At 48.6% G+C, this 16385-nt stretch carries 14 protein-coding genes; 4 read left to right on the top strand and 10 right to left on the bottom strand.

Features of this window, described 5'->3' with window-relative positions; translation table 11 throughout:
* Positions 1-223: 223 nt before the first annotated feature.
* Positions 224-1054, bottom strand: a complete 831-nt coding sequence (pssA, locus tag O59_RS05220) for a CDP-diacylglycerol--serine O-phosphatidyltransferase (RefSeq protein WP_007640247.1) — start codon at positions 1052-1054, stop codon at positions 224-226.
* A 182-nt stretch (positions 1055-1236) separates the two neighbouring features.
* On the opposite strand from pssA, the gene O59_RS05215 reads away from it, so the two are divergent.
* A complete protein-coding gene (locus O59_RS05215) occupies positions 1237-2088 on the top strand; it encodes an HDOD domain-containing protein (RefSeq protein WP_040391211.1) in 852 nt (283 codons plus the stop codon).
* Between the two features lie 78 nt (positions 2089-2166).
* Here O59_RS05215 and ilvC read toward each other — a convergent pair whose 3' ends face one another.
* Positions 2167-3183: a ketol-acid reductoisomerase gene (gene ilvC / locus O59_RS05210; protein ID WP_007640245.1), complete on the bottom strand. Its 1017-nt coding sequence runs from the start codon at positions 3181-3183 to the stop codon at positions 2167-2169.
* A gap of 158 nt (positions 3184-3341) precedes the next feature.
* Between ilvC and ilvY the strand changes: the two genes are divergently transcribed.
* The gene (gene ilvY, locus O59_RS05205; RefSeq protein ID WP_007640244.1) at positions 3342-4208 is read left to right on the top strand and encodes an HTH-type transcriptional activator IlvY; all 867 of its coding nucleotides are present in this window, start codon (positions 3342-3344) and stop codon (positions 4206-4208) included.
* 4 nt (positions 4209-4212) lie between these two features.
* On the opposite strand, the gene O59_RS05200 is transcribed toward ilvY, so the two are convergent.
* From O59_RS05200 to O59_RS05170, 7 genes are read right to left on the bottom strand one after another with little or no spacing between them, the layout of a single operon-like run.
* Positions 4213-4779, bottom strand: a complete 567-nt coding sequence (locus tag O59_RS05200; protein WP_007640242.1) for a DNA-3-methyladenine glycosylase — start codon at positions 4777-4779, stop codon at positions 4213-4215.
* On the bottom strand, positions 4779-5696 hold the full coding sequence (locus O59_RS05195) for a hypothetical protein (protein WP_198284740.1): 918 nt from the start codon (positions 5694-5696) through the stop codon (positions 4779-4781). Before O59_RS05195 ends, O59_RS05200 begins: the two co-directional genes overlap by 1 nt.
* Positions 5697-5738: 42 nt before the next feature.
* Positions 5739-7628, bottom strand: coding sequence for a StlD/DarB family beta-ketosynthase (locus tag O59_RS05190; RefSeq protein WP_007640238.1), 1890 nt, complete (start codon positions 7626-7628; stop codon positions 5739-5741).
* A gap of 3 nt (positions 7629-7631) precedes the next feature.
* On the bottom strand, positions 7632-8495 hold the full coding sequence (locus tag O59_RS05185) for a fatty acid desaturase (RefSeq protein WP_007640235.1): 864 nt from the start codon (positions 8493-8495) through the stop codon (positions 7632-7634).
* A gap of 5 nt (positions 8496-8500) precedes the next feature.
* Positions 8501-9301, bottom strand: coding sequence for a sterol desaturase family protein (locus O59_RS05180; protein WP_198284739.1), 801 nt, complete (start codon positions 9299-9301; stop codon positions 8501-8503).
* Positions 9302-9336: 35 nt separating this feature from the next.
* The gene (gene ilvN / locus O59_RS05175; protein WP_007640230.1) at positions 9337-9828 is read right to left on the bottom strand and encodes an acetolactate synthase small subunit; all 492 of its coding nucleotides are present in this window, start codon (positions 9826-9828) and stop codon (positions 9337-9339) included.
* A gap of 1 nt (position 9829) precedes the next feature.
* Positions 9830-11566 carry an acetolactate synthase 3 large subunit gene (locus tag O59_RS05170; RefSeq protein ID WP_040391207.1) on the bottom strand — a complete coding sequence of 579 codons (1737 nt, stop codon included), beginning with the start codon at positions 11564-11566 and terminating at the stop codon, positions 9830-9832.
* Positions 11567-12080: 514 nt separating this feature from the next.
* On the opposite strand from O59_RS05170, the gene O59_RS05160 reads away from it, so the two are divergent.
* Together O59_RS05160 and O59_RS05155 are read left to right on the top strand one after the other, a co-directional pair.
* The gene (locus O59_RS05160) at positions 12081-12503 is read left to right on the top strand and encodes a DUF4124 domain-containing protein (protein ID WP_007640226.1); all 423 of its coding nucleotides are present in this window, start codon (positions 12081-12083) and stop codon (positions 12501-12503) included.
* Between the two features lie 243 nt (positions 12504-12746).
* A complete protein-coding gene (locus O59_RS05155; protein WP_007640223.1) occupies positions 12747-13580 on the top strand; it encodes a choice-of-anchor L domain-containing protein in 834 nt (277 codons plus the stop codon).
* A gap of 83 nt (positions 13581-13663) precedes the next feature.
* On the opposite strand, the gene clpB is transcribed toward O59_RS05155, so the two are convergent.
* Positions 13664-16321, bottom strand: a complete 2658-nt coding sequence (gene clpB, locus O59_RS05150) for an ATP-dependent chaperone ClpB (RefSeq protein ID WP_007640221.1) — start codon at positions 16319-16321, stop codon at positions 13664-13666.
* Positions 16322-16385: the final 64 nt, after the last annotated feature.

Here is a 16385-nt window from a genome sequence, read left to right as displayed (position 1 = left end):
AGCGCTTCGGCTCAACCGTGGGAGGCGCATTATACGCACCTTCTATCCTTTGTAAACCATTAATTTCATTAATCATTTACAACTCTTTCGCGCTTCGCTTATTTGCATCAGCGACTGCTCGACAGGGCGCGCACTATACGAATCGACAGTCATTGAGGCAAGCTTTTTTTGGGGTTATTTCGCAAAAACAATTAATCCGAATATTCGCCAACCAGTTCGACTTTTATTTATCCAGCTTTTGCACCTTTCCTGCACTAACGATGCGACCATATAACCAAGCCGCTGGCCCAGACAACCCATAAATAACAGCAATAGCCAACACACCTTGCTGCTGATAAATAATCAGGGACGCAAAAACCAGCACCACCAATAACATGAAGGCAAACGGAACGCGCCCCCGGAAGTTCAAACCTTTGAAGCTGGTATAACGAAAATTCGACACCATCAGCAATCCAGCAAGCGCGGTCAGCAATGCAATACCCGCCGCCCATATACCAGTAGGTGCACTATCGAACCAAACCCAAACAGTTGCAGCAATAATCGATGCAGCAGCAGGGCTCGCCAATCCCATAAAGTACTTTTTATCCACCACACCAATTTGGGTATTGAACCGCGCAAGGCGCAAAGCGGCGCAGGCAATATAAATAAAGGCCGCTGCCCAACCCCAACGCCCCAGATCCTGCAACACCCAGCTAAAAACCACCAATGCCGGTGCCACGCCAAAAGAAACCATATCTGCCAAGCTGTCGTACTGCTCACCAAATGCACTCTGCGTATTAGTCATTCGCGCCACGCGACCATCCATTCCATCAAGAAACATAGCGGCAAATATGGCGATGGCAGCGTGAGAAAAATTTCCATTCATCGATGAAACAATGGCATAGAAACCACAAAAAAGTGCCCCGGTGGTAAATAGATTGGGCAACAAATAAACACCACGGTGCCGAACTTTTTCGCCTCCTTCGGAGACCTCTTCGACCAAGTCACCAAAAGGCAAAGGACCTTCGTGGTCAGCCGCCTCGCTGGGCTTATGCTGTTCCTGCTTATTGTTCATGATCAACCTCATAGATCGGTAGGAGCCGGGGGCGACATTGTACACATCAAATCATTCCCGCATCTATTTTCACTCAATCAAAGCAATACTCACACCTCGCAATATCCTGCAGGCACACGCGCTTTGCGATATAGTTTTAACTCAGGATAAGGCTGCTAGTTTGCATTGTGGAGCTGGATGAGATGACTGACATATCTGCCACGGAACTGAAAAACAAACGCTTTCAGCTACTTGAAGATATTGCCAAGGAGCTGCAAGGCGATATTGTATTTCCAACCTGTTTTGATGTATCCGCGCGAATCTCGGAAATTATGCGCAGCGATTCTGCAAGCCTTCGACAAATTGCCCAGGAAATACAACACGATCCACTAGTCACCAGCAAAATCCTGCAACTTGCCAATTCAGCAAGCTATAACCCATCCGGGCACAGTATTACCGATATTGAAAAGGCCCTGAATCGCACAGGACTGGAAATTGCCCGGTCTGTAGCCCTTGCCTGCGCATTGACCCAGCTTGCACAAACCCACGAAACAAGCATTTTTGCACCCGAGCTAAAACAGCTGCTTATACACAGCCTTAAAACAGCAGCCATAGCCAAAGTACTGGCGTTAAAGCTAACGCGCGTGGCACCGGAAACCGCCATGTTGGCAGGATTGATCCACGATCTTGGCGCGTTTTTTATTCTGCATCGCGTGACTCGTTACCCGGAGTTGGTTGAGCGCCCGGAGAGCGTTAGCTATCTGGTTGCGCAGTGGCATGAAAGTATTGGAACGATTTTGCTGGATGCTCTCGGCCTACCCACCGAGATTATTAATGCAGTGCAGGAAATCGACATCCCCAGGGTGCAAATTACCCAGCCACGCAATTTGTCTGAAATTGTGTATATCGCCAATCTGTTTGCCGGGGGATTTAGTGAAATACAGAAACTTGACCTACCAAACCTGCAGGAGCCGCTCGAATTGAAAGATCCACGCTATACCGCACTCTACACAGATATGGATGAAGCTTGCGCCGAAATGCTCAATCTCTGGTGAACGCACAATCGCAGCATAAAAAAACCCGCACGAAGCGGGTTTTTTACACATAACTCACTACATTATTAACTGCAGGAATTAGTTTTTGCTTTGGTCAACGATTTTGTTGGCTTGAATCCAAGGCATCATCGCACGCAATTTGGCACCAACCACTTCAATACCGTGCGCCGCGTTGTTACGACGAGCAGCAGTCATTGATGAGTAGTTAGTTGCACCCTCAAGGATAAACTTCTTGGCGTATTCGCCAGTTTGGATATCTTTCAGCGCTTGACGCATAGCTTTGCGCGACTCTTCGTTGATCACTTTAGGACCAGTCACGTATTCGCCGTATTCAGCGTTGTTAGAGATTGAATAGTTCATGTTGGCGATACCGCCTTCGAACATCAGGTCAACGATCAACTTCAATTCGTGCAAGCACTCGAAGTAAGCCATTTCTGGCTCGTAACCAGCTTCAACCAGAGTTTCGTAACCCATTTTTACCAACTCAACCGCGCCGCCGCACAGAACAGCCTGCTCACCGAACAAGTCGGTTTCGGTTTCGTCTTTGAAAGTGGTTTCGATAATACCGGTACGGCCACCGCCTACGCCTGATGCGTATGACAGAGCAGTATCTTTCGCCTTACCTGATGCGTTTTGGAAAATCGCGATCAGGTCAGGAACGCCGCCGCCGCGCACAAATTCAGAACGCACAGTGTGACCTGGCGCTTTTGGAGCGATCATGATCACGTCCAAATCTTTACGTGGAACTACTTGGTTGTAGTGAATCGCAAAGCCGTGAGCGAAAGCCAAGGTAGCGCCTTGCTTGATGTTTGGCTCAATTTCTTCTTTATAGAGTTTTGATTGGAACTCATCCGGAGTGAGGATCATCACTACGTCAGCTGATTTAACAGCAGTCGCAACATCAGTCACTTTCAGGCCGTGAGCTTCAGCTTTCTTAACGGTGGCAGAACCAGCGCGCAGACCAACAACCACATCAACGCCTGAATCTTTCAGGTTGCACGCGTGCGCGTGACCTTGTGAACCATAACCAATGATGGCCACTTTTTTGCCTTGGATAATAGAAAGATCGGCATCTTTATCGTAATAAACGTGCATAACAGACTCCTGTTGGGATGATTACCGCCTGACGATGAGAAATCACAAGGCGACTTGGATAAAAGGTCGCCAGTGTAGAGAAACACCCGCATCGCGTAAAATGATATATTCGCAATTCAATATTTCAGTTTATGCAACGAGGTTATTAATCGCTAATCATGGATATCACCAAACTCCGGTTGTTTTGCAATCTCGCCAGCAGCCTGCATTTTGGCCGCGCCGCCAATGCCTGCCATGTAAGCCCGTCAACACTCAGCCGCAACATCAAACAGCTTGAGGACGATTTGGGCGTGAGCCTGTTTGTACGCGACAACCGCTCGGTGATCCTCACTCACGAAGGCGAACAATTTCTGGGGTTTGCCAAAGAAGTGATCCAACAGTGGGAGACATATCAAGAATCCCTACTGGCGCAGGCCGATCAGCTGCGCGGCCAACTCAGCATTTATTGTTCGGTAACGGCAAGCTACAGCTTCCTTTATGAAATCCTCACCGAGTTCCGCGTTAAACATCCCGGCATTGCGATCAAACTCCACACCGGCGACCCAGCACAATCGATCGAGCGAATTCTGGCGGGTGATGAGGATATCGCCATCGCCGCCAAACCCGACAAACTTCCCACAGGCATCAGCTTCAAACCCATTAACAGCTCACCGCTGATTTTTATCACCGCGAATAATGAAGATTGGCAAGGTGAAAGCTGGAAGGATATTCCGGTGATCATTCCCGAAGAAGGTTTGGCGCGGGAGCGATTAAATATCTGGTTCGATTCACTCGGTATCAAGCCCAATATTTACGCCGAGGTAAAAGGGAACGAAGCGATTGTCAGCATGGTGAGCTTGGGATTCGGAGTGGGCGTTGCACCGCAGATCGTGGTGGACAACAGCCCGCTCGCGAACAAGGTAAAACGTTTTGACCCACAACCGGATCTCGGCCCTTACGACACGGGGATTTGTGTGATGGAGAAACGATTGAAAAGCCCGATTGTGAATGCGTTTTGGAGCCAGCTGCGCGAGCCAAATAATTAATCGATTAACGAAAAGGTTTACTGAGAAAAGGCGAGCCCGCCAAACCAAAACGCCATGGCAAATCCATGGCTTTGGAAATACCAATGCGTGGGCCATGAATAACATCAACCGACGCAACTGCAGGCAATAGCTTGAAAGGCCTTTTCCTAAGGGAGCGACCAGTAAAGGCATGGATAATGCCCAATGCCTGCCCCACACGCCCCGGCCCCGAGCAGAGCAAACGTTCAGCCTCAACACCGCGACGCGCGCGCATGATCTCTAACCCTTTGGTGGGTTGAATCGCCCGAATCAAAATACCTGCACCATGCCCCTCAGGTGAGCAAACAAAATTCAAACACCAATGAATACCGTATGAGCGATAAACATAGGCGCAACCGGGTGCACCAAACATAGAGGCATTACGCGCACTGGGGCCGGAAAATGTGTGGGATGCAGGCTCAGACTGATCGTAAGCTTCTACTTCAACAATAATTCCACCTACGCCATTCACAAAAAATTGCGCACCGATCAACTGCGGCGCAACTTCGTGCGATGGAGCAGAAAAATCAATTATCGAAAAAATATCGCTCATTACATTCCCGTTTGGTTTGCATCTACGACCGAGGTCGATTGGTTAATACTGTAATCAGGTGCATGATGTTCAGCTTGTGCTTTTTTCAAATCCATTAACAAGGCATGTAGCATTTCCGTTGATAAACCGTGCAACACCAAACGATAGCCAGCACGCAAGGTACTCATCGGCACCAGTGGATGTTTGTTGTTAAGCAATACCAAATGCTGGGGCGAATTTAAAATAGTCGCCACATACAAACCGATAGTTTCATCCAGCTGCAAAGAATTGGATGCGCGCCAGAAATCGTTGTCGGTTAAAAACAATTGATAAGTAGGCGTGAACATTTCGATGGCGGTTTGCAGATCTATTCCGTTGAGCTTTCCGCGCGGCATTGAATCCAATGCTAGCTCCGGCTCTTTGATCATACTGAAATCAGGGTTCGCGACTGGCGCTAATTTTTTATCCGCATCGCGCAGCGCTTTGCCCAGGCGAATCACAAAATTAAATAAATTCAAATCGTGCTTTAAAAACAGCTCATCTTTCAAATCATCCAGATTCATTGGTTTGAGCGGAGAGGTTTCCACTGCCACTGGCGCGTTGGCGGCGATAAATTCCAGAATCTGCGCGCCCATGTGGAAATGGCGCAGCACCAACCAATTGGCCTCGGGGCGCACGAAGTATTTCAAACCGGTAGCAAGAATCCAATGCAGCAGTTTGGAGGCGGCCCAGTTGCGCGGCACCACCACTTTAACAATCTGGATTAATACAATCAGCGTGCGCGCAATCGGGCGCACAAAGGGCAATAGAAATTGGCGTGATGGTGTTTCCGAATCAGCGAGCCAGGCTTTTTTAACATGATCCGGCAGCGGCGTGCTTTGATCCAGATAGAGCGCTAACCAAGGGCTGGGATCGCGCGGATCAAATTCGGATTGCAAAAATTTTGGCTCCCTTTCTATCTTGTCTAAATTGTCCATCCGCTATGACTCCAGAATATGTTCAAACTGCATGAGATAAAGTTGGGCAGTACGTTTAGCCGTGGCGATAATCGCACCCACTGCTTTAGGATCAATCGCCAGCACCAATTCAACCGCCGCCAGCCAGCGCGCGAGATGATGCTCATCATTCGCACCGTGATATTCCAAGAAGCGAAATGCACTTGCGGGCAAATCCACTTGTTTGCGCAACAAGGGCAAAAGCGCGGGCACGATACGCTGGCCTGTGCCTTCAATAATATAAATCGCGCCCAATAATCCGATGGGGTTTTTCGTCGCTGCCAGCGAATGCAAATAGCTATTCAAGGCTTCGCCACCGGGATTGCGGCGCAAATTATCGAGCGGTTCAGTTCCACCTGCCGCGCAATAATCTTCATACAAAATTTTAAAATCGTTTTGTTCTTCGCTGGCGTGGGTTTCGATTAACGCAGCCAGATCAGCATAGCTACCCGTGAGCGATGCAACGGCTTCGCGCATCCATTTGCTGCCCTCGCGCACTTGTGGCACCCATTGCGCAGTCCAATGTCGATAATCTTCCAATGCAAATTGCTGGCTCACCAATTTGTGGATAACCGGGCTACGCCATACTTGCGAACGATAGTCGTGCCAGATACCCGCAAGCGTCGTTAATACGCTTTGTAAATGTTGTGGCGCGGATCGTGGGTCATGAGGTGCTGCAATATCCGGCAGCGCGTTTTTTTCTGACGTTATCGATCTAATTACCGGAGTAAGATTAGCAACCAAAGGCGTATCAGCTGCCTCCACTTCAATCAACATATAGGCCGCTGTCATACGGCCTGACTCGGGAATAAAACAAAATATTTTCTCGCCCGGCTTAACCTGATGCGTATCGAGAAATTCAGCGAGCATAATAAAAATTGATGCCGAACCCGTATTGCCGCGCGTGGTTAAATTGCTGTACCAGCGCTCGCGTGGAATGGTTAAACCCGCTTTATCTAAGAGTTCTTCCACCACCGGAATAAAACGTGCAGATGAGTAATGGCAGAGAAAATGGTCAATCTCGCCCGAGGTCACCCAACCATCGTGCACCAGTTTTACGTATTCGTGGATACTTATATCAAACAAATGCGGCAGCAAGCGAATATCCTGCCGCAGCGAAAGAGCACCCGCCGCTTCCGCCTCGCTGGATGACGGAAAATCGAGAAAGGATTTGCTGCGATCCTCCGTTAAACCAAGCTGCATACAAACAGGATAATCTCCGGCAAAACTTTTTTGGTGTATCCAGTTTATTTTTAAGCGCACACCATTTTTTGCCTGTGGTGCATCGGTAAGCAATACTGCACCAGCGCCGTCAGATAACATCCAACGCAAAAAATGTGCATCAAAATCGCTGCTGTAACCGCGCGGTGCAAAGCGACTTTTTTTGAAAATGCGCGACGGCATTTCAGCGGTTGCAACCAATGCTTGCTGATGCGCCCCCAGCTCCACCGATTGCGCCGCATAAGCCAGTGCAGAAATACCGGCGGCACACACACCAAGGCTCGACAAGGTTTCCATCGGCGGCGCACCCAACTCACCTTGCACCATAGCCGCAAACCCGGGAATTAAGGCATCGCTACCCGACGAGCCCACCGACAGCAAACTCACATCACTTAAACTCGTACTAGCGCGCGCCAAACAATCGTGGATGGCATTAGCCGCAAGCTGTGTATGCGACGTTACTGTCTCGCCATTTTTATCAATCGCATAATGGCGGGTTTGAATACCATTTTCCGCCAGAATTTTATTCTTTATGCGCAACGATATGCGATTAATCGGTGCAATAAAATCATCCATCTCCTGATTATTGACCGGTTCACCCGGCAAGTGATAACCAGCGGATTGGATGTAAACACGATTAAAACGGGTAGGCATAAATTAGTCCTTGTGATGTAACGAGCGGCTGCGCCAACGCGGGTGCAGCAACGCCAATAGATAGGTGCGCAGCATATAACGCAACAAACTTTTTTCATGCAACGCAGGGTGAACTTGGGAAACATAGTCTTGATGCAATTCCGGCAACTGTGACCAATGGGCACGCGGGTGTTTATGATGCGCCGTATGCAATCCAATATTAAATAACAAAGGGTTAAGCAAACCATAAAAATTGCGTGCAAAGTGTAAATTTTTGCCAGAGCCATCGGCATGCGCATGCTGAAGATAATTTGTCGCCAACAACCAATGAAGACCATGTAGCTGCGGAATCAATACCAGCACTAACCATTTCTCCCAATCGATCACGGCCAGCACCAGCCAGAAACCAATAACAAGAAGATACTGCAATACACAATAATAAAAATAGGCGCGCTGGAATTTATAACGACGTTTTAGGTAAGCAATAAATTCCGGATATAACACCGAAATTGCCTGTAGCGGATGCAACAAATATCCCAGCAAATGATTAGTGTCGCCGCGTGCACCGGGTGTATTAAAGCGATAGGTGCGTGTTATATCCTGTTCACCATGTTGATAACGGTGATGATTAGCAATGTGGGAAGGATAAAACACAAAGGTGGGATGCCCCTGCAGCAGCGTAATCCATAAATCGGTAAGGCGATTTAACCGACGCGAAGTCCAGATACGCAAATGCGTGTGATTATGGTGGATCACGCCCACGCCTAAGGTTAAAAATAATTCCAACAAATAGAGTGGCCAACTAAATCCCTGTTGCCATTGCCATAACACCAACAATGGTAAAACCAGCAAGTACGCCAGGCTTTGCCAATCGCGCCAGTTACGCATAGTGTTTAGCGCACTCGCCAGCGATTAATTTGTTTGTCGGCGGCATCCGCAGGCAATGCAGTTTTGAAAAGCTTATCCATAAATGGAAACATAAAACCGTAATTGCCATTAAAACAAGCGTGATGCAAATGATGGCGGCGACTGGCATTGTGAAATACGCTATGCCCGGTGGTTTTCCAATCGTAATTGGAGTGACCAATACTGTTGAATAACAGGCTAAATAACGGCACAGAGAAAAGTGCATACACACTAAAATCATGTACCAACATCGGCAATAAAATTACATTGCCCAACATTAATGCTTCTACTGGATGAAACGCATAGGTCGACCAAGGAGTAGTGACCACCGAGCGATGATGAGGCAAATGAAAGCGACGCAACCAGCGAGTATGCAGCAACCAATGATTGGCATAAAAATGGATTTCATTCCACACCACCAAGACCAAAATTTCGATCAAGGTTTGCAGCACTGAAGGATTTACCGCGAGCTTCGCCCACCCCAACTGCAACAAGCCCCAAGGAAAAATCATGCCTACCCCAAAAATCCCAATAGAGCTGGCAGACAATAATAATTCGCGCTCCAACTGGCCATCGCCAATCGGGCGAGGATCAAGCTTGGCGCCCAAACGCCAGCGCGGCAATAACTGTTGGGTAAGAATCAGGTTGAGTATGCCAAACAACAGATAAATCCCACCAAAAAATGCGAGCCCCGCACCGGCAATCTCAAAAATATTGCAATTTAAAATAAAGTCGCGCATCAACCTGAATCCAGCAAATAATTTTTCATAAAAAAGGCCGATGCTCATGCAAGCATCGGCCTTCATCATACAAACAAAAACACTTACAAACTCAACACTTTCTCGCCACGTGAAATACCGCACACACCGGTACGCACGACTTCGATAATTGCTGCATCACCCACCGCTTGTAAAAACGCGTCGAGTTTGTCGCTCGCGCCGGTGATTTGGATGGTGTAGAGCGTACTGGTGACATCCACGATTTGACCGCGGAAAATATCCACGCAGCGTTTTACTTCTGCGCGCTGTGCACCGGATGCTTTGACTTTGATCAGCATAAGTTCGCGCTCGATGTGCGAACCTTCGGTTAAATCCACCAACTTAACCACATCAATTAATTTATTGAGGTGTTTGGTGATTTGTTCGATTTTGTGATCATCGCCAATGGTGGTCAGGGTCAAACGCGACAGGGTTTCATCTTCGGTTGGTGCCACAGTGAGGCTCTCAATGTTGTAGCCGCGCTGGGAAAACAAACCTACTACACGCGACAAGGCACCGGGAGCGTTTTCAACTAATACAGAAATAATACGTCTCATATCAGGTGCGCTCCGTTTTGCTTAACAACATGTCGCGCATGGAACCGTTGGGCGCAACTTGCATGGGGTAAACGTGTTCGGATTGATCCACCATGATATCCATAAAGACCACGCGATCTTTCAATGCAAAACACTCTTCCAGTTTCGCCTTGAGTTCTTCGCGTTTGGTGACACGAATACCAACATGACCATAGGCTTCCGCGAGTTTGATGAAATCCGGCAGCGAATCTTCATACAAACTTTCCGCGTAGCGGCTGGAGTACTGCATGTCTTGCCACTGGCGAACCATACCGAGCGCCTGGTTGTTCAAACAAATCACTTTGACGGGTAAGTGATATTGGGTACAGGTGGACAATTCCTGGATACACATTTGAATTGAGCCTTCACCGGTTACACACACCACGGTTGCATCGCGCTCTGCCATTTGCACACCCATCGCCGCCGGCAAACCAAAGCCCATAGTGCCGAGACCACCGGAGTTGATCCAGCGACGCGGTTTGTCGAACAAATAATATTGGGCGGTAAACATTTGGTGCTGACCAACATCAGAGGTGACATAAGCGTCGCCTTTGGTGACTTCCCAAATTGCTTGGATAACTTCTTGCGGTTTGATTTTATCGCCAGAGGTATCAAAACGATTTTGGGTGTAAATACCGTGGCGCTCGCGCCATTCGTTGATTTGCTCCCACCAACTGGCAATGGCTTGCGCATCGGGTTTTTCATCGCTGTCTTTAATCAGGCTGAGCATTTCGCTGAGCACATTATCTACCGCACCAACGATAGGCACATCAGCAGTAACGGTTTTGGAAATTGATGCAGGATCAATATCAATATGGATAATTTTGGCGTTTGGGCAGAACTTGCTAACGGTGTTGGTTACACGGTCATCAAAACGCGCGCCCACCGCAAGAATCACATCGCTGTGATGCATTGCGGTGTTGGCTTCATAGGTGCCGTGCATGCCCAACATACCGAGGAAGTTCTTGCCGGTACCGGGATAAGCACCCAAGCCCATCAAGGTATTAGTCACTGGATAGTTGAGCAGATCAACCAACTCTTTCAGCAAATGCGAGGCGTTGCCCTGCACTACACCGCCGCCGGAATAGATCATCGGGCGCTTGGCGCCGAGCAGCAATTGCACTGCTTTTTTGATCTGACCTGAGTGGCCGCGTGTCGCCGGCGTGTAAGAGCGCAGCTTTACCTTCTCTGGGTAAGCATAGGGAAAGGTATACGCTGGATGCGTCAGGTCTTTAGGCACATCAATAACTACCGGGCCGGGGCGACCGGTCGCGGCGATGTAATAGGCCTTTTTCACGACTTCAGGAATTTCGCTCGCGTGTTTGATCATAAAACTGTGTTTTACGATCGGGCGGGAGATACCCACCATGTCGGTTTCCTGAAAGGCGTCTTCACCGATCAAGTGACTTTGCACCTGACCGGAGATAACCACCATCGGAATAGAATCCATATAGGCCGTCGCAATACCGGTGATGGCATTGGTCGCACCTGGGCCGGAAGTCACCAGTACTGTGCCCACTTTGCCGGTCGCACGCGCGTAACCGTCGGCAGCATGGGTGGCTGCTTGTTCGTGGCGAACGAGAATGTGTTTAACGTCAGATTGACGAAAGATGGCATCGTAAATATGCAGTGCCGCGCCGCCCGGATAGCCGAAAACGTACTCAACGCCTTCGTCTTTCAGCGCGCGGATGAGCATATCTCCGCCTGAAAGCATTTCCACAATAATTCCCCTTTTAGGATATGTAAGTCGCAATAGCGAGTGTGTGCCGCAGTATTCAGCAGAAACAAGTACACGGGGCATCACACAAAACAGGCGCCAGCGCACAGAGGCGGACAAGCGCAATGAATGATCCACGAACAAGACCCGGCAAGGCCAAGATCGGATCAGCGAAAACCGTGCAGGTAAACAGCGGCTTTCTCAGGCGGGATTCTGGTAGGAACCCGGCCAGTAGATGGGTCGCCAAGAGGGTGACTTGGCGGGGAGCAGAGTAACGCCCAAGCTTAGGGGCATCTGCAGCCATCTAGCGGAGTGGCAATTCTCCCAAGATAACCAGCAAAGTCAAGAAATTAGATACCTTTTTGTTCATTTTTTAACTAGCCCAACCAGTTCTGGCGAAGACTTCCCTAACCGCTTGCGCTTGCTCACAGTTTTCGGGGCCGCGGTTTCGCTCGCAGACCATAAGCGCTATAGTTGAAGGCATCTCTCGGCTATAGCTGAAACAAGGGCGCGACAAATGAAACAAAAACTCCTGATTAGTATTCTTGGTGCTTGGGTTGTGGCTTTCTCTGCCAGCAATACCTTTGCAGCCAAAGACAATGTTTTTACCTGGACTGATGAAAAAGGGGTAGTTCACTATGGGGAGCGCCCACCCAAAGATTCACAAGCTCGCCAAATTAAAACACGCACCGGGCATAGCGAGCCGACACCTGCACCTGCAGCACCAACTACCCCAGCCAATACAACTACAGATGCTGTCGCGGATTCATTGAAAGATCCGGAACGCTGCACAATGGCACAAAAAAATCTGGAACTACTTAATACCGTTGCACGTATCAAAATTGCCGGTGAAGACGGTGTTCAACGACTGCTAACTGAAGAAGAAAAAGAAGCACAACGCACCGCAATGCAAGCAGTCATCAATCAAGCCTGCGAATAATCCACTCATTTTTTTTCAGGCTGGGAACACTCCCAGCCACTTCCCTCCTCCCCCAAAAAACCACCTTCAGCGCTCACCGCCTGGCGAGCTAGCACTCGTCGGATATTTTTACAATTACACGACATTACAAATACATTAAGCCAATGATTTATAAATAAAAAATCGGATAGGCACGGAAACTGCTAAGCCACGGCTGCTAGGGACAACTCCAGCATACAATTTGTTTATTAAAGGAAAATACCCATGAAAACTTCATTGATTACTGCAGGTTTTATCGCCGCTATGGCACTCAGCAGTGCTGCTAACGCACTGGTTATCACCCCCGAAAATAATGGCAGCTCACTGGCCAACACAATTCTGGGCTCCGGTATTAGCATCAGCAATGTAAATTACAACGGTGCTAATGGCGCTTCAGGTACCTTCACAAATGGCAATAGTGCAGGCATCAGCATCGACAAGGGAATTGTGCTCTCTACCGGTCAGGCAACCAACGCGCTTGGCACTAACAACAGCAGCGGCGCAGGAAGCAGCAATGGAACTGCGGGTTACGCTCCTCTCACCGCGATTGCCGGATTCAACACTTTTGATGCCAGTGTCCTCAAATTCGATTTTGAATTTAATGGTGGCAATGGTGGCGATCTGTTCTTCAACTTTGTATTTGGTTCAGAAGAATATCTGGAATATGTTGGAAGCCAATTTAACGATGTATTTGGCTTTTTTGTTGACGGTGTGAATGTCGCTTTAACACCAGGCTCGGGCGACCCAATCACTATCAACACAATTAACACTTCACAAAATAGCAGTCTGTTTGTGGATAACACATCCGCTGTTTACAACACCCAAATGGATGGTTTTACCAAAAGCTTGCAGATCACACTGAAAGGTTTGAGCGCGGGCCTGCACACCATGGAATTTGCAATTGCCGATGCTGGCGACAGCATTCTGGATTCCTGGATTTTTATTGAAGCCAAATCGTTTGCCGATACTCCTGTTGGCGTATCTGAGCCATCCTCATTAACCCTGCTGGGCTTGATGCTGGCGGCACTGGGCTGGAGCCGTCGTAAGGCAGCAAAATAATTTTTTATTGCCGCTGGACATAAAAAAACGGCCATCAATTATTTGATGGCCGTTTTTTTATTCAGACACAAGAGTATTCCAAATCAATTTAAACGCTTTGGATCAAACACAATTTTGTCGCCCAATAATTTACCGTGAATGATTGCGCCGGGCATAAATTTACCACTGAGAATATCCTGCGCTAGCGGGTTTTCAATCAGTTGCTGGATAGCGCGTTTTAGCGGGCGTGCACCATAGACCGGATCAAAACCGACATTGGCCAGTTTATTCATCACTGCATCATCCAACTCCAGACTCAATTCGCGCTCACCCAAACGTTTACGCAACAGTTCCAATTGGATGTCGGCAATGCCGCGAATTTGTTCGCGACCCAGCGGATGAAATACCACCACTTCATCGATACGGTTGATAAATTCCGGGCGAAAATGGCTGCCCACTACCTCCATCACTGCATCTTTCATGGCGTTGTAGCGATTTTCATTATTGAGTGAGTTATTCATGTCTTCACTCACCGAGGTATCAAAACTCACGGTATCAAACGAGCGGTCTTCTGCCAGCTCCTGAATGCGATCAGAACCCAAGTTGGAGGTCATCACAATCACCGTATTGCGGAAGTCTACCGTGCGCCCCTGACCATCGGTTAAGCGGCCGTCATCCAATACTTGCAACAAGATATTAAATACATCCGGATGCGCCTTTTCCACCTCATCCAGCAACAATACCGAATAGGGTTTGCGGCGCACCGCTTCCGTTAAATAGCCACCCTCTTCATAACCGACATAACCCGGTGGCGCGCCAATTAAACGCGCTACCGAATGTTTTTCCATGAATTCCGACATATCAATCCGCACCATGGCATCGGCAGTGTCAAACAAAAACTCCGCCAGCGATTTACACAACTCAGTTTTACCCACACCGGTTGGGCCTAAAAATAAAAACGAACCATTGGGACGATTGGCATCCGAAAGCCCGGCGCGGGAGCGGCGTACGGCATTGGCAACAGCAACTACCGCTTCGTGTTGACCGATAACACGTTTGTGTAATGCCTCCTCCATGCGCAATAATTTATCGCGCTCACCCTCCAGCATTTTGGATACGGGAATACCGGTCCACTTGGAAACTACTTCGGCAATTTCTTCTTCGGTAACCTTATTGCGCAGCAGTTTCATTTCCATCATTTCTGCTTGACCGGCCATATCCAATTGTTTTTCAAGCTGCGGAATAATGCCATATTGAAGTTCTGACATACGCGCCAAATCGCCTTTGCGGCGTTTTTCTTCCAACTCCAGACGCGCCTGCTCCAATTGGCTTTTTATCTCCTGCGAGCCTTGCAGCGCGGCTTTTTCCGCGCGCCAGATTTCTTCCAAATCGTTTAGCTCGCGTTCGAACTTATCAATATCCTGATCGAGTTTCGCCAAGCGTTTTTTACTCGCCTCATCTTCATCTTTTCTCACCGCTTCGCGTTCAATTTTAAATTGAATTAAGCGACGTTCAAGGCGATCCATTTCTTCCGGTTTGGAATCAATTTCCATTCGGATACGACTCGCCGCTTCATCAATTAAATCGATAGCTTTATCGGGCAATTGACGATCGGTAATGTAGCGCTGGGATAATTTTGCCGCCGCAATAATGGCGGAATCCGTAATATCCACACCGTGGTGAACTTCATAGCGCTCTTTCAATCCGCGCAGAATGGCGATGGTGTCGGATTCATTCGGCTCATCCACTTGTACTTTTTGAAAGCGACGCTCAAGTGCAGCATCTTTTTCAATGTATTTGCGATATTCATCGAGCGTAGTTGCACCCACGCAATGCAATTCACCGCGCGCCAGCGCTGGCTTTAACATATTGCCCGCATCCATCGCACCTTCGGCTTTACCGGCGCCGACCATGGTATGGATTTCGTCGATAAATAAAATGACGCGCCCTTCTTGTTTGCTCAATTCATTGATGACAGATTTCAAACGCTCTTCAAAATCACCGCGAAATTTTGCACCGGCGAGCAAGCCACCCAAGTCGAGCGACAGCAAGCGTTTATTTTTCAACCCTTCAGGCACTTCGCCATTGACGATGCGCTGGGCAAGGCCTTCCACAATCGCCGTTTTACCTACACCTGGTTCACCAATAAGTACCGGGTTATTTTTAGTGCGGCGCTGCAGCACTTGAATGGTACGGCGAATTTCATCGTCGCGACCAATGACTGGATCGAGCTTGCCCTCTTCGGCGCGTGCAGTTAGATCCACAGTGTATTTTTCCAAAGCTTGGCGATTGCCTTCGGAGTCGGCGTCCTCTACTTTTTCACCACCGCGTACTTTCTGAATCGCCTGCTGCAAGCGTTGGGCGTTGCCGAATTTTTTCAGTAACTCGGGAACGGCGCCCTGCATTTCACTCATTAACACCAGTAGTACTGAATCGCTGGAGACAAATTTATCACCCACTTTTTGCGCATGGCGATCGGCAAGGTTGAGCACCTTGATCAAATCCTGCGACATAGTCACTTCGCCCGTGGGGTTTTTAATTTGCGGCAAATTTTCGACCAACTCATTTAAGGCGGTACGCAAACCGGCGACATCAAAACCCGCTTGACTGAGTAGTGAACGAACACTTGCCGCACCTTTTTGGTCGATCATGGCGAGCAGTAAATGGCTGGTATCCAGCTGGCTGTGATCCTGCCCCAACGCGATGGATTGGGCATCGGAAAGTGCAACTTGCAATTGATTGGTTAAACGGTCGATACGCATGACTTACCTCTGCGAATAAAAAACGGGTCGTGACAGTGACTCGATTGAAGCAGACGTGGGGGCA

Origin of the sequence: Cellvibrio sp. BR, from assembly GCF_000263355.1 — a bacterium.
GTDB lineage: Bacteria > Pseudomonadota > Gammaproteobacteria > Pseudomonadales > Cellvibrionaceae > Cellvibrio.
Note: the sequence above shows the minus strand (reverse complement) of the source record. Positions and strands in the feature narration are given on the sequence as shown.

Bases quoted from the DNA above. Each gene is read 5' to 3' on its own strand.
- ilvC (WP_007640245.1), bottom strand. From the start codon at position 3,183: ATGCACGTTTATTACGATAAAGATGCCGATCTTTCTATTATCCAAGGC.
- O59_RS05180 (WP_198284739.1), bottom strand. From the start codon at position 9,301: ATGAGCATCGGCCTTTTTTATGAAAAATTATTTGCTGGATTCAGGTTG.
- O59_RS05200 (WP_007640242.1), bottom strand. From the start codon at position 4,779: ATGAGCGATATTTTTTCGATAATTGATTTTTCTGCTCCATCGCACGAA.
- O59_RS05155 (WP_007640223.1), top strand. From the start codon at position 12,747: ATGAAAACTTCATTGATTACTGCAGGTTTTATCGCCGCTATGGCACTC.
- O59_RS05160 (WP_007640226.1), top strand. From the start codon at position 12,081: ATGAAACAAAAACTCCTGATTAGTATTCTTGGTGCTTGGGTTGTGGCT.
- O59_RS05215 (WP_040391211.1), top strand. From the start codon at position 1,237: ATGACTGACATATCTGCCACGGAACTGAAAAACAAACGCTTTCAGCTA.
- O59_RS05190 (WP_007640238.1), bottom strand. From the start codon at position 7,628: ATGCCTACCCGTTTTAATCGTGTTTACATCCAATCCGCTGGTTATCAC.
- ilvN (WP_007640230.1), bottom strand. From the start codon at position 9,828: ATGAGACGTATTATTTCTGTATTAGTTGAAAACGCTCCCGGTGCCTTG.
- ilvY (WP_007640244.1), top strand. From the start codon at position 3,342: ATGGATATCACCAAACTCCGGTTGTTTTGCAATCTCGCCAGCAGCCTG.
- O59_RS05185 (WP_007640235.1), bottom strand. From the start codon at position 8,495: ATGCGTAACTGGCGCGATTGGCAAAGCCTGGCGTACTTGCTGGTTTTA.
- clpB (WP_007640221.1), bottom strand. From the start codon at position 16,321: ATGCGTATCGACCGTTTAACCAATCAATTGCAAGTTGCACTTTCCGAT.
- pssA (WP_007640247.1), bottom strand. From the start codon at position 1,054: ATGAACAATAAGCAGGAACAGCATAAGCCCAGCGAGGCGGCTGACCAC.